General features: G+C 74.0%; 17 protein-coding genes. 10 read left to right on the top strand and 7 right to left on the bottom strand.

The genetic code is table 11. The features are described from left to right. Positions 1 to 19 precede the first annotated feature (19 nt). Positions 20 to 1,258 carry an endonuclease/exonuclease/phosphatase family protein gene (locus ACWD1Z_RS18250; RefSeq protein ID WP_451119767.1) on the bottom strand — a complete coding sequence of 413 codons (1,239 nt, stop codon included), beginning with the start codon at positions 1,256 to 1,258 and terminating at the stop codon, positions 20 to 22. Positions 1,259 to 1,427: 169 nt separating this feature from the next. Between ACWD1Z_RS18250 and cyc2 the strand changes: the two genes are divergently transcribed. After that, positions 1,428 to 3,581 carry a germacradienol/geosmin synthase Cyc2 gene (gene cyc2 / locus ACWD1Z_RS18245; protein WP_451119765.1) on the top strand — a complete coding sequence of 718 codons (2,154 nt, stop codon included), beginning with the start codon at positions 1,428 to 1,430 and terminating at the stop codon, positions 3,579 to 3,581. Here cyc2 and ACWD1Z_RS18240 read toward each other — a convergent pair. Together ACWD1Z_RS18240 and ACWD1Z_RS18235 are read right to left on the bottom strand one after the other, a co-directional pair. Continuing rightward, positions 3,574 to 5,115, bottom strand: a complete 1,542-nt coding sequence (locus tag ACWD1Z_RS18240) for a hypothetical protein (protein ID WP_451119763.1) — start codon at positions 5,113 to 5,115, stop codon at positions 3,574 to 3,576. The genes cyc2 and ACWD1Z_RS18240 overlap by 8 nt on opposite strands. Before the next feature lie 49 nt (positions 5,116 to 5,164). Then, entirely contained in the window at positions 5,165 to 5,878 is a 714-nt protein-coding gene (locus ACWD1Z_RS18235; RefSeq protein WP_451119761.1) for a CTP synthase C-terminal region-related (seleno)protein, read from the bottom strand. Positions 5,879 to 5,966: 88 nt separating this feature from the next. Between ACWD1Z_RS18235 and ACWD1Z_RS18230 the strand changes: the two genes are divergently transcribed. The 5 genes from ACWD1Z_RS18230 to ACWD1Z_RS18210 all read left to right on the top strand — a co-directional run bounded on the left by ACWD1Z_RS18230 (position 5,967) and on the right by ACWD1Z_RS18210 (position 10,410). Continuing rightward, on the top strand, positions 5,967 to 6,851 hold the full coding sequence (locus ACWD1Z_RS18230) for a LysR family transcriptional regulator (RefSeq protein ID WP_451119759.1): 885 nt from the start codon (positions 5,967 to 5,969) through the stop codon (positions 6,849 to 6,851). Between the two features lie 99 nt (positions 6,852 to 6,950). Next, complete coding sequence (locus ACWD1Z_RS18225) at positions 6,951 to 7,532, top strand: PDZ domain-containing protein (protein ID WP_451119757.1); 582 nt, start codon at positions 6,951 to 6,953, stop codon at positions 7,530 to 7,532. Positions 7,533 to 7,585: 53 nt separating this feature from the next. Continuing rightward, the gene (locus tag ACWD1Z_RS18220; protein WP_451119755.1) at positions 7,586 to 8,209 is read left to right on the top strand and encodes a LysE family translocator; all 624 of its coding nucleotides are present in this window, start codon (positions 7,586 to 7,588) and stop codon (positions 8,207 to 8,209) included. Positions 8,210 to 8,297: 88 nt separating this feature from the next. Next, positions 8,298 to 9,425: an aminopeptidase P family protein gene (locus ACWD1Z_RS18215; protein WP_451119753.1), complete on the top strand. Its 1,128-nt coding sequence runs from the start codon at positions 8,298 to 8,300 to the stop codon at positions 9,423 to 9,425. A 49-nt stretch (positions 9,426 to 9,474) separates the two neighbouring features. Further along, positions 9,475 to 10,410 carry an aminoglycoside phosphotransferase family protein gene (locus ACWD1Z_RS18210; RefSeq protein WP_451119752.1) on the top strand — a complete coding sequence of 312 codons (936 nt, stop codon included), beginning with the start codon at positions 9,475 to 9,477 and terminating at the stop codon, positions 10,408 to 10,410. Between the two features lie 39 nt (positions 10,411 to 10,449). Here the strand turns inward: ACWD1Z_RS18210 and treZ are convergent, their stop codons facing one another. After that, positions 10,450 to 12,195 carry a malto-oligosyltrehalose trehalohydrolase gene (gene treZ / locus ACWD1Z_RS18205; protein WP_451119750.1) on the bottom strand — a complete coding sequence of 582 codons (1,746 nt, stop codon included), beginning with the start codon at positions 12,193 to 12,195 and terminating at the stop codon, positions 10,450 to 10,452. Between the two features lie 173 nt (positions 12,196 to 12,368). Between treZ and ACWD1Z_RS18200 the strand changes: the two genes are divergently transcribed. From ACWD1Z_RS18200 to ACWD1Z_RS18190, 3 genes are all read left to right on the top strand, one after another. Next, positions 12,369 to 12,920 carry an FHA domain-containing protein gene (locus ACWD1Z_RS18200; RefSeq protein ID WP_451119748.1) on the top strand — a complete coding sequence of 184 codons (552 nt, stop codon included), beginning with the start codon at positions 12,369 to 12,371 and terminating at the stop codon, positions 12,918 to 12,920. 154 nt (positions 12,921 to 13,074) lie between these two features. Beyond that, the gene (locus tag ACWD1Z_RS18195) at positions 13,075 to 14,427 is read left to right on the top strand and encodes a M14 family zinc carboxypeptidase (RefSeq protein WP_451120023.1); all 1,353 of its coding nucleotides are present in this window, start codon (positions 13,075 to 13,077) and stop codon (positions 14,425 to 14,427) included. Beyond that, complete coding sequence (locus tag ACWD1Z_RS18190; RefSeq protein WP_451119746.1) at positions 14,424 to 14,855, top strand: SSI family serine proteinase inhibitor; 432 nt, start codon at positions 14,424 to 14,426, stop codon at positions 14,853 to 14,855. Before ACWD1Z_RS18195 ends, ACWD1Z_RS18190 begins: the two co-directional genes overlap by 4 nt. Before the next feature lie 36 nt (positions 14,856 to 14,891). On the opposite strand, the gene ACWD1Z_RS18185 is transcribed toward ACWD1Z_RS18190, so the two are convergent. After that, positions 14,892 to 16,142, bottom strand: coding sequence for a M14 family zinc carboxypeptidase (locus ACWD1Z_RS18185; RefSeq protein WP_451119744.1), 1,251 nt, complete (start codon positions 16,140 to 16,142; stop codon positions 14,892 to 14,894). A 320-nt stretch (positions 16,143 to 16,462) separates the two neighbouring features. Continuing rightward, positions 16,463 to 18,808: a malto-oligosyltrehalose synthase gene (gene treY, locus ACWD1Z_RS18180; protein WP_451119742.1), complete on the bottom strand. Its 2,346-nt coding sequence runs from the start codon at positions 18,806 to 18,808 to the stop codon at positions 16,463 to 16,465. Between the two features lie 81 nt (positions 18,809 to 18,889). Between treY and ACWD1Z_RS18175 the strand changes: the two genes are divergently transcribed. Next, entirely contained in the window at positions 18,890 to 20,155 is a 1,266-nt protein-coding gene (locus ACWD1Z_RS18175) for an MFS transporter (protein ID WP_451119741.1), read from the top strand. Here ACWD1Z_RS18175 and glgX read toward each other — a convergent pair. Beyond that, entirely contained in the window at positions 20,152 to 22,272 is a 2,121-nt protein-coding gene (gene glgX, locus ACWD1Z_RS18170) for a glycogen debranching protein GlgX (protein ID WP_451119739.1), read from the bottom strand. The two genes, ACWD1Z_RS18175 and glgX, sit on opposite strands and share 4 nt — an antisense overlap. Positions 22,273 to 22,385: the final 113 nt, after the last annotated feature.

Genomic DNA, 22,385 nt, shown 5'->3' with positions numbered 1-22,385 from the left:
CTCGGCAAGAGCGCGCGTTTCAGCGGACGTACACGTCCTGCCACACCAGCCGGTGGTCCGAGGTGGGAACGTTCGCGCCGCCACCGACCAGCCGGTACAGGGGATCGTCGGACGCCGGCCAGAACACGCCGTTCGCGCCGGGTGCCAGACCGCGGGAGGGCAGCACGTAGTCGACGCGCAGATTGCCCGGGGCGGTGTCGTTGAAGTCCGCGGTGTCGTGCGCCGGATCGCCGGTGTGCGAGGTGTTTGCGCCGCCTTGCAGCCGCGCCGCCTCGACGGCTCCCGCGCTGGACGGCGCGGTGGCGGGCGGGCGGACCGCCGGGTGGTCCAGCAGCAGCCGGATGGCGCCGCCGTAGCTGTCGCCGTCGTACGGGTCGGCGTTCTGGTCGCCGGCCAGCACGAACCGCGCACCCGGCCGCAGTCCGCCGCGCACTCCCCGGTCGTCGTACAGATAGGCGCCGCGCCCGCGCCCGCCGATGTAGTCGGCCCACAGCCGTATCTCGTCGTGGTTGCGGCGGCCGTTGCGGTCCTCGGGGCCGTCGAAGGTGGGCGGCGTGGGGTGCGACACCAGGAAGTGCACGGTGTCCCGGCCGATCCGCACCGGCACGTCCCAGTGGCTCTTGGAGGACAGCCGGAAGACCGCCGTCGCCTCGGCGCTGTAGTAGCCCGGGGGCATCAGGTGGCCGGGCATGTCCTTCCACAGGAAGCGCTGGAAGGTGCGCACCGCGCGCGTGGCGATCGGGTACTTGGAGAGCACCACCATCCCGTACTGCCCCGGGAACCAGCCGTACCCGAAGGCGTCCTGCCCGTACGCGTCCGAACCGGGCGTCGTCACCGCGCCGTTGCGGCCGTCCAGGTCGGCCCCGGAGGCGACACCGGTGTTGACCGGCGCGGTGAAGGCGTACGGGTAGCGGACCGGCTCTGCGCCGCGCTGCCCCACGGCGAGGTAGTGGTCCCGGAAGAGACGGACCGCGGCGCCGCCCGCCACGTAGTCGAACTCGTTGATCAACAGCACATCGGGGTCGACCCGTTGGATCGTCTCCGCGACATTGCGCGCCTGGACGTTGTCCGGCGTGGACAGGTCCGCGACGAGCGCGCCCTCGGCGGAGCGGTTGAGGGAGGCGTTGAAGGTGGCGAACCGGACCGCGCGGCCGTGGCGTTCGCCCGCCGAGGCGGGCCACGCGGCGGTGCCGGCCAGCGCCGCCCCGGCGAGCGAGGCGAGGGCGGTACGGCGGGACAGGGCTCGGGTCTGGTCCATCGGGACTCCGGAGGGGAGGAGGGACGCGAGAACCTCCGTAGTCTGCGCGCGTAGAGGTGAACGCCACAAGGGCCTTCGGGAATGCGGAGGTTCATCCCGGATTCACGCGATGGTGTGATCATGTCCCGGCCCGAGGATGGCCGTCGGTGGCGCCGGGTAGTGCCCGGCCATGACGCAGCCCTTCGAACTCCCGCACTTCTACATGCCGTATCCCGCGCGGCTCAATCCCCATGTCGAGGAGGCCCGTGCCCACTCGACCGCGTGGGCCCGCGAGATGGGCATGCTGGAGGGATCCGGGATCTGGGAGCAGTCCGATCTCGAAGCACACGACTACGGACTGCTCTGCGCCTACACCCACCCCGAGTGCGACGGCCCCGCCCTCTCCCTGATCACCGACTGGTACGTGTGGGTCTTCTTCTTCGACGACCACTTCCTCGACATGTACAAGCGCACCCAGGACCGCGCCGCCGGCAAGGCCCACCTCGACCGGCTCGCCCTGTTCATGCCGCTGGACCTGACCACGCCGATGCCCGAGCCGGCGAACCCGGTGGAGGCCGGTCTCGCCGACCTCTGGACGCGCACGGTCCCCGCGATGTCCGCCGACTGGCGCCGCCGCTTCGCCGTCGCCACCGAGCATCTGCTGAACGAGTCGATGTGGGAGCTGTCCAACATCAACGAGGGACGGATCTCCAACCCCGTCGAGTACATCGAGATGCGCCGCAAGGTGGGCGGCGCCCCCTGGTCCGCGGGCCTGGTGGAGTACGCGCGGGCGGAGGTGCCCGCCGCGGTCGCCGACGCCCGGCCCCTGCGGGTGCTGATGGAGACCTTCTCCGACGCCGTGCACCTGCGCAACGACCTGTTCTCCTACCAGCGCGAGGTCGAGGACGAGGGCGAGCTGAGCAACGGCGTCCTGGTGCTGGAGACCTTCTTCGGCTGTACCACCCAGGAGGCCGCCGACACCGTCAACGACGTCCTCACCTCCCGCCTCCACCAGTTCGAGCACACCGCCCTCACCGAGGTCCCGGCGCTGGCAGTGGAACGGGGCCTGACCCCGGACGAGGTCGCCGCCGTCGCCGCCTACACCCAGGGACTCCAGGACTGGCAGTCCGGCGGCCACGAATGGCACATGCGCTCCAGCCGGTACATGAACGAGCGCGCCCGCTCCACCAGCCCCTGGCACGGTCTCACCGGCCCCGGCACCTCCGCCGCCGACGTCGGCGCCCTCCTCGCCTCGGCCGGCGCCGAACGCCTGCGCGCCTACACCCATGTGCCGTACCAGAAGGTCGGACCGTCCCTGATCCCCGACCTCTACATGCCGTTCCAGGTGCAGCTCAGCCCCCATCTGCCCGGTGCCCGGCGGCGGCTCGTCGACTGGACGCACCGCATGGGCATGCTGGAGGAGGGCGTCTGGGACGAGGACAAGCTCACCGCCGCCGACCTGGCCCTGTGCTCGGCGGGCCTGGACCCGGACGCGACCGAGGAGGCCCTCGACCTGAGCGCCGACTGGCTCGCCTGGGGCACCTACGGCGACGACTACTACCCCCTCGTCTTCGGCCACCGCCGCGACCTGGCCGCCGCCCGCCTCACCACCCAGCGCCTGGCGGCCTGCATGCCCGTCGCCGGCGAGGAGACCCTGGCCCCCGCCAACGCGATGGAACGCGCCCTCGCCGACCTGTGGGCCCGCACCACCGCCGGGATGACGCCCGCGCAGCGGCGCACCCTCAAGGACGCGGTCAACGTCATGACCGAGAGCTGGGTGTGGGAGCTGTCCAACCAGATGCAGAACCGCATCCCCGACCCGGTCGACTACCTGGAGATGCGCCGCGCCACCTTCGGCTCCGACCTCACCATGGCCCTGTGCCGCATGGGCCACGGCCCCTCCGTGCCCCCGGAGGTCTACCGCAGCGGCCCGGTGCGCTCGCTGGAGAACGCCGCTGTCGACTATGCCGCCCTCCTCAATGACGTCTTCTCGTACCAGAAGGAGATCGAGTACGAGGGCGAGATCCACAACTCGATCCTCGTCGTGCAGAACTTCTTCGGCTGCGACTACCCGACCGCGCTCGGCGTGGTGCACGACCTGACGACCCAGCGCATGCAGCAGTTCGAGCACGTGGTCGCGCATGAACTTCCGGTCCTGTACGACGACTTCGGCCTCTCCCAGGAGGCGCGTGACGCCATGCGGACCTATGTGGGCGACCTGCGGAACTGGATGGCGGGCATCCTGAACTGGCACCGCGAGGTCGACCGCTACAAGCCCGCCTACCTGGCCCGCCGGGCCCACGGCTTCCTGCCGGACCGGCCGCCCGCGCTGCCCGTCAGCTGAGGTCCCTGACGTCCCGCACGCGCTCGGCGGCCTCCTCGGCGAGCTTCCGGGCGCCCGTGGCGGCGTTCCCCGAGAGCTCGCCGAGTATCGCGTCGGCCGCGGTGAGCAGGGCGCGGGCCTCCTGTGGGAGGCCGGCGTCGGCGAGGGCCCGGGTGAGGGCGTAGTGCTCCTCGGCGATGAAGCGGCCGAAGTACGCCCGGTTCCAGTGGCGCAGCGAGTCGTCGCCGGGGTCGGCCAGGAGCGCGCGTACCGACGCCAAGGTGTTCCTCGCCTGCGGCAGTTGTCCGCAGGCGCGTTCCAGCCGGGCCTGGTCCAGCAGCGCCGAGATCCGGTCCCACGCCGTGTCCTGGAGCGTGGCGTACAGGCGCTGGGCGCGCAGGGCCTGGGGGAGGTCCCCGGCCCGCCGCAGATCATGGGCGAGCCAGTTGATCCGTGACGTCTCCAGCCGGGTCGGATCGTCGGGCCGTCGCAGGGTGCTCCGGTCCAGGAATATCTCGTCGAGTGCGCGGATCAGCGGCACCCGGGCGAGTTCCGTCAGGCCCTGGTCCAGGGCGAGTTCGGTCCAGGTGGCGAGCGGCTCGTCGGCCGGATCGGTGCCGAACATCGCGTCGTCCAGCTCCTCGGCCCAGCGCGACAACTCCGCGGCGTCCGATCCCGGTCCGGGGATCTCGCTGAGCCCGCAGTGCGTGTCGAAGTCCGTCTCGCGGACCTCGTGCAGCAGGGGCAGATCGGTCACGTCCCCGTGCCGCCCCACGAGGACCGCGGCGAGCCGCAGTTCGTCCGTCATCGACGACTCCGTCTCCCGCCGCAGCAACTGCCGGAGCAGGTCCAGGTCGCCGTCCCGGCGGTCGAACTGCGCGGCGCGCAGCGCGAGTCGACGCCGTACGGGATCCCCGGCCACCGCGTCCCACGCGGCGCGGTCGCCCGCCCGCAGCAGGGCCAGATCCGCCCGGCCCCGGGCGAGCACCGGCTCCCACAGCGGGGGGCGGGGGTGCTCGTCGAGCAGTCGGTAGGCGCCGCCCTCCTCCTCGGTGAGCAGCAGGAAGTCGGGTTCCGTGCGCAGGAGCGCGGTGTGCAGCAGGGTGACCAGTTCGAGCGGAGAACGCCCGGCAAGGCCCAGGGCGGCGCGGAGTTCGGCCCGGGCCGCGTCGAAGCCGGCGTCGTCCGCGCGGAGTTCCGCCTCCAGCTCCGCGACGCGCGCGAGGACCGCCTGCTCGCCGTCGCGCGGGGACAGGTCCACGCAGTCGAACCAGCAGGGCAGGCCGATCACCACCTCGAGCGCCTCGTCGACGGTGGAGCCGATGATCCCGGCCGCGCCCTCCGAATCGGCGTAGAGCATCGAGCCGTCCGCGCACACGAAATACGTACCGCCCGCGCCGCTGCCCGCGACGGCCTCGATCGGGCCGCCCGAGGCGAGGCGGACCGGCTCGACATGGCCATGGGCGGCGCGGCTCAGGGCGAAGTCGAAGGGGGAGGCGGCCAGTTCCGCGAGCCGCGGATCCTGCCGCAGCGTGCGCAGCGCGTGATCGGTCATGTCACAGAACGTAACAGCCCCCACTGACAACGGAACCGGCCCGCCCGCCTCAAACCGGCTGACCTGCGCGTTCGACGGCTGCCCTGGCCCAGGCCGTGACCACGGGGTGTGGTCGGGAGCCGTCCCCGGCCAGCTCCGGCTGGAAGAGCGAGGCCAGGAAGAAGGGGTGGCCGGGCAGTTCGGCGATCCGGACCTGGCCGTCCTCGTCGCGCCCGGAGAAGCGCAGGCCGTGAGCGGTCAGCGTGTCGAGGTGACGTGAGGGGCCGTAGGCGCAGAAGTAGCGCTCCACGGTCCGCTCCGAGCCGATCACGGAGTGCGCGAGCGAGCCCGGTTCGACGGTGACCGCCGCCTCGTGGCCCACCAGCGAGCAGGCCAGCGGCTCGATGATCGGGTCCTCGGCGGCCGGGTCGCTCTCCGCGTGCGCCACGCCGGTGAGCCCGCAGACATGGCGGGCGTACTCCAGCACCGCGTGCTGGAACCCGGCGCACGTCCCGAGGAACGGGATGCCCCGCTCGCGCGCCGTGCGGATCGCCGCGATCACCCCGGCCTCGCTGCGGTACGGGCTGCCCGGCACCACCCACAGCGCGTCGAACCCGTCCACGGCGCCCGGCTCGCCGGCCTCCTCGGTCGGGATCCAGTACGCGTCGAGGACCAGCCGCTCACGGGCGGCGAGGGCGTCGAGCAGCAGCGGGATCCGGGTGTGCGACACGACAGTGGGGGAGCGGTCGCCGACCAGGGCGATCCGCGCGAAGGTCTCGGTCATGCCCGCCATCCTGGGCGCGCCCCCGAGTTCACGTCCAACGATGATTCCTGCATGCTCGATAAGCGATGCTGATGCCATCCTCAAGGGCATGGACCCGCATCTGCTGCGCACCTACGTCACGGTCGCCCGTCTCGCCTCCTTCTCCGCGGCCGCCCGCGACCTGGGGTACACCCAGTCGGCCGTGTCCCAGCACATCGCGGCCCTCGAACAGGATCTCGGCACCCCGCTGCTCACCCGCAGGCCCGTCGCCCCCACGGCGGCCGGCGCACGGCTGCTGGAACACGCGGCCCCGCTGCTGCTGCGCCTGGACGCGGCCCGTGCGGACGTCGTCCGGATGGCCGCCGCGCCCGCCCACGGACTGACCCTCGCCGCCGCGCCCACCGCCCTCGGACCCCGCGTCCTCGCCGCGCTCCCGGCCGCCGGGGTGACCCTCAAGGCGCTGCCCCGGGACGAGATCCCGGCGGCCGTCGCCACCGGCTCCGCCGATCTGGGCCTCGTCGACGGCCTGGCCGCCCCCAGCGACCCGCTGCGGCTGCCCGACGTGGCACCGCTGACCACGCGCGGCGCGGGCGAGGAACCGGTGTGCGTGCTGCTGCCGCGGGCACACCCCCTGGCCCGGCGCACCGGACTGCGCCTCCCCGACCTCGCCGACGCCCGCTGGCTCGACGCCCCCGACGCGGGACTGCCGCTCACCCAGCTCCGCGCGGCCAACGGCGGCCAGGGCTTCCGCCCGTCCCTGCGCTACGAGGGCACCGACGTACGCGTCCTCACCGCGCTGGCCGTCGCCGGGCACGGCCTGACCCTGCTCCCGCGCTCGGCGGCCACGCACGTGCCGGGCGGCGTCGCCGTGCCGGTCACCGCGCCCCGGCTCGTGCACCGCACGGAACTGGTGCACACCGGCCCGCTCCAGGGGGCGGCACGTCACCTGGTGGCCGCACTCGTCTCCCGTGATCAGGGAGACTTCCGCTCCTGACCAGCGGTCAGTCTCACTCGTTCGTGGCACGTCGCGCGCCGGCGCCCCGGGTAGTCCTCCAGCCGGAGGCGATCCGTAGCCTCCGGCGGGAGGCGAGCCATGGAACAGACCGCGTTGCGTCCCAAGCCGATGCCCGGCCAGGAGCCCGGCCGCGGCACGAGGCCCCCGGCCGCCCGGCGCCCGCATGCCGCGCGCCGGCGCGGACGCCGGCTCAGGACCGTGCTGTTCGCGCTGCTCGTCGGCACGGTCCTGGTCCTGTCCGGCGTCGGACTGGGCACGGTCGCCGCCACGGTGATCGGCATGAGCAAGCTGGCCGAGCTGCGGCAGGCGGGCCCCGGCCCGCTGAGCGCCCCGGCGGCCCCGGCGGACCCGAGCCCCACCTCGCCCGCCACCCCGAGCCCCGCCCCCGCGCCGGCCACCGCCACCCTCGGGGTGGAGGCCGTGGACGCCGACAAGGCGGGCGCCGAGGTGATCGGCGTCCATGTGCCCGGCCCCGGCTACTCGGCCGGCCTGGTCCGCGGCGATGTCCTCCTGGTCCTCGGCACGACCCGCATCGACGACGCCGCCGACCTCGCCCGCGCGGTGGCCCGGACCAGCCCCGGCACCGAGGTCACCCTGACGGTGCGTCATCGCAGCGGCGGCTACCAGCAGCTGACCGTGACCCCGGGCGTCGTCACCTGAGCGCTGTCGGAAAACCACTGTCCCCAGGGGGGCCTCCCCGCCACCATGACCCCATGCTGACCACTCTCGTCGCCTTCCTGGGGGCCTGCACCCTGGTGGCCGCCTCGCCGGGACCCAGCACGGTCCTGATCATCCGGCAGTCGCTGCACAGCCGCCGCTCCGGCTTCCTGACCGTGCTCGGCAACGAGACCGGCGTCTTCGTCTGGGGCGTCGTCGCCGCCTTCGGCCTCACCGCCCTGCTGACCGCCTCGGAAGTGGCGTACGACGTGATGCGCGTCGTCGGCGCGGTCGTCCTGGTCGGCTTCGGCGTGCAGACGCTGCGGGCGGCGCGCCGCACGCGGGACGAACCGGAGAGCGAGGGCGGGGAGGGCGGTGGCCGCAGCGGCTGGGCGTCCTACCGCGCGGGCCTGCTGCTCAACCTCGCCAACCCCAAGGCGGCCGTCTTCGCCCTCTCCTTCCTGCCGCAGTTCGTGCCCGACGGCGCCCCGCACCTGCCCGCCATGGTGGGCCTCGCCGCGCTCTGGGCGGTCTACGAGATCGGCTACTACGGCCTGTACGTGTGGTTCGTCGGCCGGCTGAAGAGCCTGCTGTCCCGCGCGGGAGTGCGCCGACGACTCGAACAGGTCTCCGGAGGGGTGCTGCTGCTCCTCGGCGCCCGGATGGCCCTGGAGGGATGAGCCCGGGTCCGCCGACCGGCTCGCGCCGCCCCCGCCGTCCGGGCAGGATGCTGCCCGTAGTCACCTTCACCCGCCCAGGGAGGCCCGGATGACCGCCCCTACGCCCGCTCCCTTCACCGCCGACGACTACCGCGCCCGTATGGAGCGCGCCGCGCGGGCGGCCGCCGACGCCGGACTCGCCGGACTGCTCGTGGCGCCCGGACCCGACCTGGTGTGGCTCACCGGGTACGCGCCCACCGCCGTCACCGAACGGCTCACCCTGCTCGTCCTCGTCCCCGGCCGGGACCCCGGCCTGATCGTCCCCGCCCTGGAGGCCCCCGACGCCGCGAAGGCGACCGGCGCGCCCGGGCTGACCCTGCTCGACTGGACCGACGGCAAGGACCCCTACGCCGTCACGGCGGCCCTGCTGGAGCGGGACGGCCGGTTCGGCATCAGCGACAACGCCTGGGCCATGCATCTGCTGGGCCTGGCGAAGACCCTGCCCGACTCCTCCTACGCCTCCCTCACCGAGGCGCTGCCGATGCTCCGGGCCGTCAAGGACGCGGCGGAACTGGAACGCCTGGCAGCCGCGGGCGCGGCCGCGGACGCCACGTACGAGGAGATCCGGCGGGTTCCCTTCGCGGGCCGCAAGGAGACCGAGGTCGCCGCGGACCTGGCCCGGCTGCTGCGGGAGCACGGACACGAGACGGTCGACTTCACGATCGTCGCCTCGGGCCCCAACGGCGCCAACCCGCACCACGAACCCGGGGACCGTGTCATCGAGCGCGGCGACATGGTCGTCCTCGACTTCGGCGGCCTCCTCGGCGGCTACGGCTCCGACACCTCCCGAACGGTCCACGTCGGCGAGCCCACCGACGAGGAGCGCCGGATCCACGACCTCGTGCGCGCGGCCCAGGAGGCCGGATTCCGAGCCGTCCGGCCCGGTGTCGCCTGCCAGGAGGTGGACCGGGCCGCCCGCGCGGTCATCACGGACGCCGGGTACGGCGCGTACTTCATCCACCGCACCGGGCACGGCATCGGCGTCACCACGCACGAGCCGCCGTACATGATCGAGGGCGAGGACCGGCCCCTGGTGCCCGGGATGTGCTTCTCCGTGGAGCCGGGCGTCTACCTGCCGGGCCGGTTCGGGGTGCGCATCGAGGACATCGTCACGGTCACCGAGGACGGCGGCCGCCGCCTCAACGACACGACCCGCGAGATGGTCATAGTGGACTGAGACGGCCCCAGGAGCCCCGGCACCCTCCCCCCGACCTACGGCGCGACCCATGACCCAGGCACCGACACCCACCGCGGACACCGTCCGCCGACTGGTCCGCTCCCTGCTCAAGGACGGTGCGGACGACACCGCGGGACCCGAGGTCCGGCCCGTCGCCGAGGGCGGCGGGTCCGCCACCTGGTGGGTTGGGCCCCGCCATGTGCTGCGCCTCGCGCCCGACCGGGAGACCGCCGTCCGGCAGCGCCGCGAGCTGCGGCTGCGCGACCTGGTCCGGCCGTACGTCCCGGTCGCCGTGCCGACGAGCGTCGCGCACGGCGAGTGGGCGACCGGGCTGACCTACACGCTGGACACCAAGGTGCCCGGCGGCTCGGCCGAGGTGCACGACGTGTCCGCCCTCGGCGAGGCCGACCTGGCCGGGCTGCTCGCCGGGCTGCGCGAGGTGCCCCTGCGGCAGGCCGAGGCGCTCGGCGTGCCGCGCACCGGACCGCGCTCCCTGGAAGGGCTGCGCCGGGCCGCCGAACGCGCCGCCCGGCGGCTCGACCCCGCCGACGACTTCGATCCCGCCCGGCTGCACCAGCTCACCCAGCCGGCCGCGGTGCAGCTCGCCGCCCAGCCCGGCAGCGCCGTCCTCGTCCACCACGGCCTGACCGGCGAGCACCTGGTGGTCAGCGCGGACGGCCGGGTGCGGGGCGTCCTCGGCTGGACCGACACCGTGGCCGGGGACCCCGCCGAGGACATCGCGGGACTCGCCCGCGCCGTCGGCTCCCCGGCCGCCGTCCGCGCCGCCACCCTCGCCGGCTACGGCGCCCGCCCCTGTCTGCGCGGCCTGTGGCTGGCCCGCTGCGACACCGTCCTGCACCTCGCCGAGGCCCTCGCCGGCACCCGCCCCGCCCCCCTGCCGCAGCTGCGCCGGCAACTGGACCTGGCCTGGGAGGCGATCCTGCTGGAGCGGGTCACCGAACTGCGGGACGACCAGGAGTCCTAGACCGGTCCCGGGCCCTGTCCGAGCGGAAGGGCCTGGCGCTCACTCCTGGAGCAGCACCACGCACGACTGGCCGGGCAGCTGCAGCACCCCGTCCGCGCCGGGCGCCTCCACGGGCTCCCACGCGGCCAGGACGCGCGCCTGACGGGGCCCCAGCGGGATCCGCGCCGGTTCCCCGGCGAGGTTGACGGCCACCCGGACGTCCCCGCGCCGGAAGGCCAGCCAGCGCTGCCGCTCGTCGTAGGCCACCTTGGTGTCGGCGAGGTCCGGGTCGGTCAGGTCCGGCTGCTCGTGCCGCAGGGCGATGAGCCGGCGGTACCAGGCCAGCACGCGCGCGTGGGGCTCACGCTCGGGCTCGGACCAGTCCAGGCAGGAGCGGTCCCGGGTCGCCGGGTCCTGCGGGTCGGGGACGTCCTCCTCGGCCCAGCCGTGCGCGGCGAACTCCCGGCGCCTGCCCCGCCGTACCGCCTCGGCCAGCTCGGGGTCGGTGTGGTCGGTGAAGAACTGCCAGGGCGTGCCGGCCGCCCACTCCTCGCCCATGAACAGCATCGGCGTGAACGGCGCGGTCAGGGTGAGCGTGGCCGCGCAGGCCAGCAGGCCGGGGGAGAGGGAGGCGGCGAGCCGGTCGCCCTGGGCGCGGTTGCCGACCTGGTCGTGGGTCTGGGTGTAGCCCAGCAGGCGGTGTCCGGCCGTCCGTGAGCGGTCCAGCGGCCGTCCGTGCCGGCGCCCGCGGAAGCTGGAGTAGGTGCCGTCGTGGAAGTACCCGCCGGTGAGCGTCTTGGCGACGGCCGCCAGGGGGGAGCGCCCGAAGTCGGCGTAGTAGCCCTGGGCCTCGCCGGTCAGCGCGGTGTGCAGGGCGTGGTGGAAGTCGTCGTTCCACTGCGCCTGGAGTCCCAGTCCGCCGTCCTCGCGCGCGGTGATGATCCGCGGGTCGTTCAGGTCGGACTCGGCGATCAGGAACAGCGGCCGTCCCACTTCGGCCGACAGCGCGTCCACCGCCGTCGACAGCTCCTCCAGGAAGTGGCACGCGCGGGTGTCCCGCAGCGCGTGCACCGCGTCCAGGCGCAGTCCGTCGACCCGGTAGTCGCGCAGCCAGGCCAGGGCGCTGCCCACGAAGTAGTCGCGCACCTCGTCGGAGCCGGGCGCGTCGAGATTGACGGCGGCGCCCCAGGGCGTGTGGTGGGTCTCGGTGAAGTAGGGCCCGAAGAGGGGCAGGTAGTTGCCCGAGGGGCCGAGGTGGTTGTGCACCACGTCGAGCACCACCCCGAGTCCGAGGTCGTGCGCCCGGTCGACAAACCGTTTCAGCGCCTCGGGCCCGCCGTAGGGCTCGTGCACCGCCCACAGCGACACCCCTTCGTACCCCCAGCCGTGCCGGCCGGGGAAGGGGCACAGGGGCATCAACTCGACGTGGGTGACACCCAGTTCCACGAGGTGCCCGAGCCGCTCGGCGGCGGCGTCCAGGGTGCCCTCGGGGGTGTACGTGCCCACGTGCAGCTCGTACAGGACCGCGCCCGGCAGCGGGCGTCCGGCCCACGCGGCGCGCCAGGTGTGGCGCCCGTGGTCCACTACGGCGCTGCGTCCGTCCGGCCCGTCGGGCTGGCGGCGCGAGCGCGGGTCGGGCAGGACGGGGCCGTCGTCCAGCGCGTAGCCGTACCGGGTGCCGTCCTCGGCGTCCGCCTCCCCCTGCCACCAGCCCTCTCGCTCCGGATCGCGCTCCAACGCGCGCGTGGCGTCCCCGCAATGGAGCGTCACACGGCCGGCCTGCGGTGCCCACACCTCGAACTGCACGGACGGTTCCCCTTCGTCTGCTCACCGTGATGTAGCCCGTCCATGGTGCTTCAAACGAGATCAATCCGCTTTTGAATCTTCCCTTTTGCGGCGGGTGTCGTCGGATACGCACGCGTGGCGGGTGTTTTCTCGTCTTCTGGACACCCCGGGCCCGGCTGACCGACAATCACGACGTGACGTCGTCCTTCGAGTTCCCCACGTACCCCGCGCGGATCTCCGACGCGGAGCGCGACAAGGCGCTGAAGGTGCTCCGTGACGGCGCTGCCCTGGGACGGCTCTCGCACGACACGTTCATCCGGCGCATGGAGCTGGCCCTGGCCGCCCGCCGCGCCGACGAGCTGCTCGCCCTCACCGCCGACCTGCCCCAGGAGAACCGGTTCTCCAAGATGGTCCTCGGCAGCGTCGAGGCGGTCTCCGGGTTCGGCGTACGGGTGCGCAGGGCCTGGCAGGCCGAGCGGCTGCCCAAGCTGCTGCTGCCCCACCCCGCCGGCGGCCACCCCCTGCGCATCGGGCGGGACCCCGCCAGCGGACTGCGCCTCACCCACGAGACGGTCTCCCGGGTGCACGCCGAGCTGACCCGCCAGGGCGGCATGTGGGTGCTGCGGGACCTCGGCTCGACCAACGGCACCACGGTGAACGGACGGCGGGTCATCGGGGCGGCAGTGGTCCGCGAGGGCGACCAGGTCGGCTTCGGGCAGCTGGCCTTCCGGCTCACCGTGAACTAAGCCGAACCTTAGCTCTGGCCTTGGCTTTACGGGGTGCGGTGGGGGAAATCCCTTTGCTTGCGCGGGCGTTGACGTACCCGCCGCAGCCGTGACTGACTGGACGTACCTCAGGCACAACAGGTGAACCGACGGCACCGGCTCGCGGAGGTGCGCCCTGCTGCCACTCCTCCGCTACCCGACCGCCGACGAGCTCGGCGCCCGGGCGGCCGCGCTCGTCACCCGCCACCCCGCCGACGCCCGGCTGCGCCGCGTCGGGACCTCCCGCGGAGGCAGCCCGCTGTGGCTGCTCTCCGTCGGCCACGGCAGCCGCCAGGCCCTCGTCGTCGCCGGACCGCACGCCAACGAACCCGTCGGCGGCGCCACCGCCCTCCGGCTCGCCGAACGCGCCCTCGCCGACCCCCGCCGGCACGAGGACGCCGACGCCACCTGGAACCTCCTGCTCTGCCTCGACCCCGACGGCCTGCGCCGCAACGAGGGCTGGCTGCAGGGCCCGTACACCCTCGGCCGCTACTTCCGGAACTTCTTCCGCCCCGGCTTCCTGGAACAGCCCGAGTGGCTGCCCGACGGGGCGGACCGCGTCACACTGCCCGAGACCCGCGCCCTGCTCGACCTCCAGGACGAACTGCGCCCCTTCCTGCAGTGCTCGCTGCACGGCGTCGACGTCGGCGGCGGCTTCGCCGAGCTGACCCACGACCTGCCCGGCTTCCCGCACCGCCTCGCGCACACCGCGGCCCGTCTGCGCATCCCCCGCGAACTCGGCCCGTACGACACCCTGTACTGGCCGCGCCTGGGACCGGCCGTCTACCTGATCCCGCCGCCGCGCCGGGGCGACCTCGCCGCGGCCATCACCGAGGCCGCCGTGGAGTCGACCTGGTTCCACCCCTACCGCTACGGCACGGTGACCGCGGTGGTCGAGGCACCCATGTGGGGCGTGGCCGCGGTGGAGGACGACACCGCACCCGCCGACGCGGCGGCCGTCCTGCGCACGGTCAGCCGCGCCCTGCGGCACGACTCCCGGCTCCTGGCCCGTCTCCTCGTCCGCCTCCGCCACCACCTGCCCGCCACCCAGGACACCGCCCGCCTGCTCGCCCCGGTCGACGACTACGTCCTGGTCTGCCCAGGGCTCGCCGACGCGTGGGACCCCGACATCGTCACCGCCGACGCCCATCCCCTGCCCCCGCTCAGCACCGCCCACCTGGCCACCCTGCGCATCGCCGGGCGGCGGCTGGCGCTGCGCACCGCGGGACTGCTGCACCGGCTGGTGGCCGGCTCCGGCCGCGACCCGGCCGGTGTGCTGCCCGAGCTGGACCGGCTCATCGACCTGTGGTGCGCCGACTACCGCGACGGCTGCGGGGCGCGGTGGATACCGGTCGCCCGCCAGGTCGAATACCAGTCCCGGGTGGTGCTCGCCGCGTTCGACCTGGCCTCCCGCCACGCGCGCGCGGGTTCCCGTTCGGGTGAGCAGGGGTGGGGTTCCGAGGCCGCCGTGCCGATGCACCGGGAATGACACACTCCACCACGGTGAAGGCGGGACGGGCCGGTGTCCGGGGCCTCCTGCTCGCGGCCGCCTCCCTCCTCGTCCTCGCGACGGTTCCGGCGCAGGCCGCCGAACGGGAGACCCTGCCGGGCAACTGGCTCTACCTCACGCTCACCACGGGCGACGCCCACTCCAGCCGCACCCGCGGCACGCTGCTGATGTGCGACCCGCCCCAGGGCCACGCGCGCGCCGCCGAGGCCTGCGCGGCCCTCGCGGCGGTCGACGGCGCCATCGACCGCCTGCCCCTGCGGGACGCGCTCTGTCCGATGGTCTACGCCCCGGTCTCCGCCCGGGCGAGCGGCCAGTGGAACGGCCGTCCGGTCGAGTACCGGCGGGAGTTCGGCAACGCGTGCGAGCTGGCGGCGCGGACGGGGGCGGTGTTCGCCCTGGACGACTGAGCGGTGCGCGCCCCGGCACCCGCGCGTGGGCGGTTCTCAGGCCGTCCGGTCGCGCGCGTGCCGGGCCGCCGCGACGACCGTGCGGGACTGGTGCTCGACCTGGTGCTCCAAGGGCACCCAGCGGGCCCGGAACCGTCGCTCGAAGGAACTGCTCCAGGACGCCACGAGCCGTTCCAGGCCCGGCGCCGCCCGGTCGTCCGTCTCCTGCAGCACCCGCAGCAGCATGGCCGCCGCCCGCAGCGGCAGCCGGCGAGCGAAGGCGTCCACACTGCCGATGTACGCGCGCGTGTCGTCCACCGGCGCCGCGCGCGTCCAGTCCGCCGCCAGCCCCGGCACCAGCTCCAGCGCCCACCGCGTGGCCCGCAGCAGCGGTCCGTCGGCGCTGTCCAGCCGGGGCAGCACCTCGGTGAGCACCCGCTCCACCTCCCGCGTGTCCCGCAGCAGCCGGCCGGCGAGCCGCCGCATCGCCGCCGCCGGCGCCGGATGCGGTACCGGGTCGTCCACCAGGTCGCTCGCCCACATCGGCACCTCCACCACCGCCGTCATCCCGCCGTACCGGTGCACGTGGTGCCAGGTGCTGTGCCGGGCGTCGTCCGGCATGCTCGGGTACGCCGCTCCCGCCCCGGCGGCCGGCATCACATGCACGCCCGGCCCGGACGCGGGCCAGCCCGCGGCGTCCGAGGCGCCCGTCTCGACCGGGATGTTCAGCTCCGCCGCCGACTTGGCGAACGGCTCGGCGAGCCCGGGCAGGTCCTTCGTCAGCTGCACCCAGCTGCCGCCCAGGTCGGTCCCGTGCAGGGTCGCCTGGAGGTAGGGGCGCAGTTCGTCGATGACCCCGGTCAGGGCGCGGGTCTCCGGCGGCAGCCGGTCGGGCGGCAGGATCGCGGGCGACCACTCCGGCTGCTCGGGGCCCGCCGGCCGGAAGAAGCCGAGGTGGTAGTCGAACAGGCTGCGCGGCGCCGGAGTGACATGCAGGCTCGCCCCGTCGGGATCGGCGCACAGCAGGAAGTGCCAGGAGGTGCCGGACCGCAGCGCCCGCTCGTGCAGGACCCGTTCGGCCAGCGCGAGCAGGGTGGGGCCGCCGGTCGGCTCGTTGGCGTGGGCGCCCGCGACGACCAGCACGGCACGCCGCGCACGGCCCATGGACAGCAGCTGCAGGGGGCGGCCCGCGCGGGAGAGGCCCACCTCCCGCAGCGTGCACAGGCCCGGTCGTTGTGCGGCCAACGCCCGTGCCGCCGAGACGACTTCGGTCACCGTGGGGTAGCGCAGCTCCGGCAGGAGACTCACCCCCGTCACATCCGCCCGGCCTCGCAGTCCGCAGTACCCCACGGCCGCCGGGCACTGTCAAGGAGACCCAGGGGGAGGCTCCAGGGGGCGCCCAGGGGCACGGCACGCCGACCGGCGGGGCGGCCGGTGCCGACGGGAGCCGTGGGGGAGGGGACGGGCACCGACGGCCCCTCAGATGCCGGGAACGGAGGGAGCAGCGCCGCGTACCACGACGCGCCGCCCGCACACGGCGGACGCGGGGAGCGCGCGCGGCGCCGAGCCGGTCGTACGGCCCGCCCCGCGGCGCGCGCCACCGTGGCGCGCGCCCGCCCGCCGTGTCCTCAGACCCGCTCCAGCAGCACCACCGGAAGCGGCTCGAAAAGCTCCTCCACGCGCACGTGCCCCGTGAACTCCCGTCCCGGGGTCACCACGTCGGCCCACCGTCCCGGCGGCAGTTCCAGCGCCGTCTCCCGCCAGCCGCCCGCCTCCGCCAGCCGCAGCGACAGCCGGGTCACCGCGGTGACCACCTCCTGCGAGCGCGCGAACGCCACGCAGTGCGCCGCCGCCGGACCCCGCGCGGACAGCGGGGTGTACGTCGCCGCCGCACCGAAGGCGGCCGGCCGGCGTGCGCGCAGCCGCAGCGCCGCCGCGGTCAGCGTGTTCTTCTCCCCCGTCTCCAGGGGCGGGAAGCGCACCGGCCGCCGGTTGTCCGGGTCGACCAGGGCCCGGTACTCGCCCTCCGTGCCCTGGTACACGTCCGGCACGCCCGGCATCGTCAGGTGGACCAGGGCGGTGCCCAGCAGGTTCGCCCGGATGTGCGGCCCGAGACGGTCGCGCAGGGCGGCCACGTGGGCGCCGGGCGGACCGCAGGGCCCCGCCGCGACGAAGTCCGCCACCGCCTCCTCGTACGGCGGTTCCTGCTCCGTCCAGCTCGTGTACAGGCCGGCCTCCCGCACATGCTTCAGCAGCGCCTCCCGCACCCGCTCCGGGTCCGCGGGGCCGAGCCCGAACACCGTCTGCCAGGCGGCCCACGCCAGTTGCGCGTCGGGCCCGCCCTCACCGGAGCGGGTCACCTCGGACAGCACGTCCGCCCACCGCCGCGGGCACTCGGTGAGCACCGCGAGCGCGGCCCGGACGTCGGCGCTGCGCTTGGTGTCGTGCGTGGACACGACGATCCCGGTCGCCGGCCAGTCGCGCTGCACGCGCGCGCAGTAGGCGTGGAAGTCCTCCGGGGACATCGCCGGACTGCCCGGGTTGCCGCCCACCTCGGTCGCCGACAGCAGCGGCACATAGCGGTAGAACGCGGTGTCCTCCACCGACTTGGCCCGCAGCGCCGACGCCGTCTGCGCGAACCGGGTACGGAACTCCGTCCGGTCGGGCCCGTCCCCGTCCCGGCCGAGCACCAGATCCCGTACGACGTCGACCGCGCCGGCCTCCTCCGGGACCACGAAGGCGTGCCGTGCCTCGGCCGCGGCCTCCTCGGTGACGACGGCGGCCGGGTCGCCGGAGGCGTAGGGCCGGTAGACCTCCAGCCGGACCAGGAGCTCCTGGAGCGCGGTGCGCAGCGCCCAGGGCGCGCGGTCGCGCAGCGCGGGATCCGCCGAGGTGGCGCAGACCCGGTCGGCGACCCGGGTCAGCCGCTCGGTCTCCGCGGCCAGCTCGTGCGTGAGGACCTTGTACGCGGCCCGCCGCACGGTCGTCTCCCACTGCCCGCCCCGGTCCGTCTGCGGGGCCGCGAACCGCCGGTACCCGCCGAAGAGTTCCTCGTGCCCCGCCGGGTCCGTGAAGAGGCCGTCGATGTGCCGCAGCGCGTCGTAGCCGGTGGTCCCGGCGACGGGCCAGGAGGCGGGCAGGTGCTCCCCGTCCGAGAGGATCTTCTCCACGACCGTCCAGCGGCCCCCGGTCGCCTCGTGCAGCCGCCGCAGATAGCCGTCGGGATCGGCGAGCCCGTCGGGATGATCGACGCGCAGCCCGTCGATCACGCCCTCGTGGAGCAGCGCGAGGATCTTGTCGTGCGTGGCCTCGAAGACCTCCGGGTCCTCCACCCGCACCCCGATGAGCTCCGAGATGCTGAAGAACCGGCGGTAGTTCAGCTCGGTGCGGGCCAGCCGCCACCAGCCGAGGCGGTACCACTGGGCGTCCAGGAGCTGGGGCAGCGGCAGGTCCTCGGTGCCCTGGCGCAGCGGGAACGCCTGGTCGTAGTAGCGCAGCACGTCGCCGTCGGCCTCCAGGCGGCCGAGCTCCTGGCCGAGCGGACCGCCGAGCACCGGCAGCAGCACCTGCCCGCCCTGTGCCTCCCAGTCGATGTCGAACCAGCGCGCGTACGGCGACTTGGGGCCCTCGCGCAGCACCTCCCACAGCGCCCGGTTGTGGCGCGGCGCCATCGCCATGTGGTTGGGCACGATGTCCACGATCAGGCCGAGGCCGTGCTCCCGGGCGGTCCGGGCCAGCGCGCGCAGCCCGTCCTCGCCGCCCAGTTCCGCCCGCACGCGCCCGTGATCGACGACGTCGTACCCGTGCGTCGAGCCGGGCACCGCCTCCAGCACCGGGGACAGATGCAGATGCGAGACGCCGAGCGAGGCCAGGTACGGCACCGCCTCGGCCGCGGCGGCGAAGGGGAACTCGGGCTGCACTTGCAGCCGGTACGTGGCCGTGGGCGCCACCGTGTCAGGTCGCTCAGGTGTCATGGAAACGTACGTACCCGCCCAGCCGCCCTTCGTGTCATCGTCCCCTCCACGTGGCCCCGCGCGCGTGGCTAGCTTCGAGCGATGGGATCTGTGGGGCGGGGCCGGGCGCTGGACACATACCGTGAGGTGATCGGCCTGACCGGGCCGCTGCTGCCGGGGGTGTCGTTCCTCGGCAGACTGCCCACGGCCACCATCCAGTTCGGCAGTGTTCTCCTGGTCGCCCGCACGAGTGGCTCCCTCGCCGCCGCCGGTCTGACCGGTGGGGCGCTGGCCGTCGGGCAGGTGGTCTGCGGACCGCTCGTGGGCCGGCTCGCGGACCGGCACGGGCAGCGCACGGTCGTGCTCGCCTTCTCGCTCGCCAACGCCCTCGCGATCACCGCGCTGGTGGCCGGGGCGCTCGCCGGGCTCGCCACGCCCTGGCTCGCGCTCCTCGGCGCGTGCGCGGGCGCGAGCGTGCCGCTGGTCGGCCCCCTGGCCCGCGCCCGCCTGGTCGCCCTCGCCCGGCGGCACCGGGCGCCCGAGCCGGTGGTCGGCGCCGCGCTCTCCTTCGAGAGCACCCTGGACGAGGTCTCCTTCGTGCTGGGCCCCGCCCTGGTGGGCCTGGCCGCCGTCCTGGCCCACCCCGCCCACGCCCTGCTCGGCGCGGCGTTCCTGGTGGCCCTGTGCGGCGGCGCCTTCGCCCTCCATCCGACGGCCGCGGTGACCGGTTCGGCCGCCGCGCGCCGCACCGGGGGGCTCGGGCGCATGCCCCGCGCCGTCCACTCGCTGCGCGCCGCGCTCGCCCTCCAGGGAGCCATGTTCGGCGCCTGCCAGGCGGGCATCACCGCGCTCACCGAGCGGCTCGGGCAGCCGGAGCAGGCCGGACTCGTGTACGCGGCGATGGGGGTGATGAGCGCCGGCGCGGGGCTCGCCATGGCCGCCGTACCCGCGCGCGTGGGGCTCCCGGCGCGGTGGCGGGCGGCGACCGCGGCGGCGTTCGCGCTGTCGCTGCCCCTGCTGTGGACGGACAGCCTGGCCGGTCTGTACGCCGTGGTCACCGTCCTCGGGGTGGCCTACGCGCCGCATCTGATCACGGTTTTCGGGCTCACCGAGCGGGTGGTGCCGCCGGTCCGGCTGGCCGAGGCGATGGCCGTCGCGACCAGCGCCCTGGTGGGCGGCCAGGCCCTGGCGGTCGCCGTGACCGGCCGCCTCGCCGAGACGTACGGCCCCGCCGCGGCCTTCGGGGCGTCGAGCCTGGCCGCCGCCCTCGCCTGCGCCCTCGCGCTGACCGCGCGGGCGGGGTCGTACACCTCGCCTGACGCGCCCGGCCACGCGCGCGTGGCCGGGCGTCCGCACACCCGCTCCTAGACGGGCCGCTGGAGCACCACCAGGCTGCGGTCCACCAGGGTCAGCCGGTCCCCGTCCTGCACCTTGGGCCCGGTGCCGGGCGGAACGCCGTCCAGGCGCGCGGTGTCCACGACCACCTGCCACTGCCGGCCGTGGTCGACCGGTACGACGAAGTCGAGGGTCTTCGGCGACGCGTTGAACATCAGCAGGAAGGAGTCGTCGCTGATGCGCTCCCCGCGCGGGCCCGGCTCGGAGATCGCGTTGCCGTTGAGGAACACCGTCAGCGCGGACGCCTGCGCCGAGTTCCAGTCCCGCTGGGTCATCTCCTTGCCCTGCGGGGTGAACCAGGCGATGTCCGACAGGTCGTCGTGCGTGCCCTCCACCGGACGCCCGTGGAAGAAGCGGCGCCGGCGCAGGACCGGATGGTCCCGGCGCAGCCACACCATCGCGCGGGTGAAGTCCAGCAGCCGGTTGCCGTCCTCGTCGTCGGGGTCCGGCCAGCGCAGCCAGGCCAGCTCGCTGTCCTGGCAGTAGGCGTTGTTGTTGCCGTGCTGGGTGCGCGCGAACTCGTCACCGTGGCTGATCATCGGCACGCCCTGGGAGAGCATCAGGGTGGCGAGGAAGTTGCGGATCTGGCGGGCCCGCAGCTCCAGCACGGCCGGATCGTCGGTCTCGCCCTCCGCCCCGCAGTTCCACGACCGGTTGTGGCTCTCCCCGTCGCGGTTGTCCTCGCCGTTGGCCTCGTTGTGCTTGTCGTTGTACGAGACGAGGTCGTGCAGGGTGAAGCCGTCGTGGCAGGTGACGAAGTTGATGGAGGCCAGCGGCCGCCGCCCGTCGTGCTGGTACAGGTCGGAGGAGCCGGTCAGCCGGGAGGCGAACTCCGCGAGCGTGCGCGGCTCGCCCCGCCACAGGTCCCGTACGGTGTCGCGGTACTTGCCGTTCCACTCGGTCCACAGGGGCGGGAAGTTGCCCACCTGGTAGCCGCCCTCGCCGACGTCCCAGGGCTCGGCGATCAGCTTCACCTGGGAGACCACCGGGTCCTGCTGCACCAGGTCGAAGAACGACGACAGCCGGTCCACCTCGTGGAACTGCCGGGCCAGGGTGGCCGCGAGGTCGAAGCGGAAGCCGTCGACGTGCATCTCGGTGACCCAGTACCGCAGCGAGTCCATGATCATCTGGAGGACGTGCGGGGACCGCATGAGCAGGGAGTTCCCGGTGCCCGTGGTGTCCATGTAGTAGCGGGGGTCGTCGGTGAGCCGGTAGTAGGAGAGGTTGTCCAGGCCCCGGAAGGACAGGGTCGGGCCCAGGTGGTTGCCCTCGGCGGTGTGGTTGTAGACGACATCCAGGATGACCTCGATGCCGGCCTCGTGCAGCGCCTTCACCGCCGACTTGAACTCCAGCACCTGCTGGCCGCGGTCGCCCCAGGACGCGTAGGCGTTGTGCGGGGCGAAGAAGCCGATGGTGTTGTAGCCCCAGTAGTTGTTCAGCCCCATGTCGACCAGCCGGTGGTCGTTCACGAACTGGTGTACGGGCATCAGTTCCAGCGCGGTGACGCCCAGTTCGGTGAGGTGTTCGATCAGTGCGGGGTGCGCCAGGCCCGCGTAGGTGCCGCGCAGCTCCTCCGGGAGCCCGGGGTGCCGCATGGTGAGGCCCTTGACATGGGCCTCGTAGATCACTGTGTGGTGGTACTCGGTGCGCGGACGCCGGTCGTCGCCCCAGTCGAAGTAGGGGTTGACCACGACCGACGACATGGTGTGCGGCGCCGAGTCCAGGTCGTTGCGCTCGTCGGGCGCGCCGAAGTGGTAGCCGTACACCTCCTCGCCCCAGCTGATCGAACCGCTCACCGCCTTGGCGTACGGATCGAGGAGCAGCTTCGCCGAGTTGCAGCGCATGCCGTGCTCGGGGGCGTACGGCCCGTGCACCCGGAATCCGTACCGCTGTCCCGGCATGATGCCCGGCACGTACGCGTGCCGGACGAACGCGTCGCTCTCGCGCAGTTCCACCGCCGTCTCCGAGCCGTCGTCATGCAGCAGACACAGCTCTACTCGGTCCGCGGCCTCCGTGAAGACCGCGAAGTTGGTGCCGGCGCCGTCATACGTGGCACCGAGTGGATATGCCTCTCCAGGCCAGACCTGCATGCACACGACTCTTTCAGGTGGAGTGCCCCCGTCGGGGCGCCTTGGCTTCGAGTCTCCCCGAAAGTGAGGGAACCACCCCCGACTTATGTCCCTCTTATCGATCGACCAGGCAT

The organism is Streptomyces sp. NPDC002784, assembly GCF_053592135.1.
The sequence above is the reverse complement of the archived record's forward strand: the minus strand, read 5'-3'. Positions and strand labels throughout refer to the sequence as shown.

Coding starts and splice junctions, on each gene's coding strand:
- ACWD1Z_RS18225 (WP_451119757.1), top strand. CDS start 6,951: ATGGAACAGACCGCGTTGCGTCCCAAGCCGATGCCCGGCCAGGAGCCC.
- ACWD1Z_RS18240 (WP_451119763.1), bottom strand. CDS start 5,115: ATGACCGATCACGCGCTGCGCACGCTGCGGCAGGATCCGCGGCTCGCG.
- ACWD1Z_RS18190 (WP_451119746.1), top strand. CDS start 14,424: ATGACACACTCCACCACGGTGAAGGCGGGACGGGCCGGTGTCCGGGGC.
- ACWD1Z_RS18235 (WP_451119761.1), bottom strand. CDS start 5,878: ATGACCGAGACCTTCGCGCGGATCGCCCTGGTCGGCGACCGCTCCCCC.
- ACWD1Z_RS18215 (WP_451119753.1), top strand. CDS start 8,298: ATGACCGCCCCTACGCCCGCTCCCTTCACCGCCGACGACTACCGCGCC.
- cyc2 (WP_451119765.1), top strand. CDS start 1,428: ATGACGCAGCCCTTCGAACTCCCGCACTTCTACATGCCGTATCCCGCG.
- ACWD1Z_RS18230 (WP_451119759.1), top strand. CDS start 5,967: ATGGACCCGCATCTGCTGCGCACCTACGTCACGGTCGCCCGTCTCGCC.
- ACWD1Z_RS18220 (WP_451119755.1), top strand. CDS start 7,586: ATGCTGACCACTCTCGTCGCCTTCCTGGGGGCCTGCACCCTGGTGGCC.
- glgX (WP_451119739.1), bottom strand. CDS start 22,272: ATGCAGGTCTGGCCTGGAGAGGCATATCCACTCGGTGCCACGTATGAC.
- treY (WP_451119742.1), bottom strand. CDS start 18,808: ATGACACCTGAGCGACCTGACACGGTGGCGCCCACGGCCACGTACCGG.
- ACWD1Z_RS18175 (WP_451119741.1), top strand. CDS start 18,890: ATGGGATCTGTGGGGCGGGGCCGGGCGCTGGACACATACCGTGAGGTG.
- ACWD1Z_RS18210 (WP_451119752.1), top strand. CDS start 9,475: ATGACCCAGGCACCGACACCCACCGCGGACACCGTCCGCCGACTGGTC.
- ACWD1Z_RS18250 (WP_451119767.1), bottom strand. CDS start 1,258: ATGGACCAGACCCGAGCCCTGTCCCGCCGTACCGCCCTCGCCTCGCTC.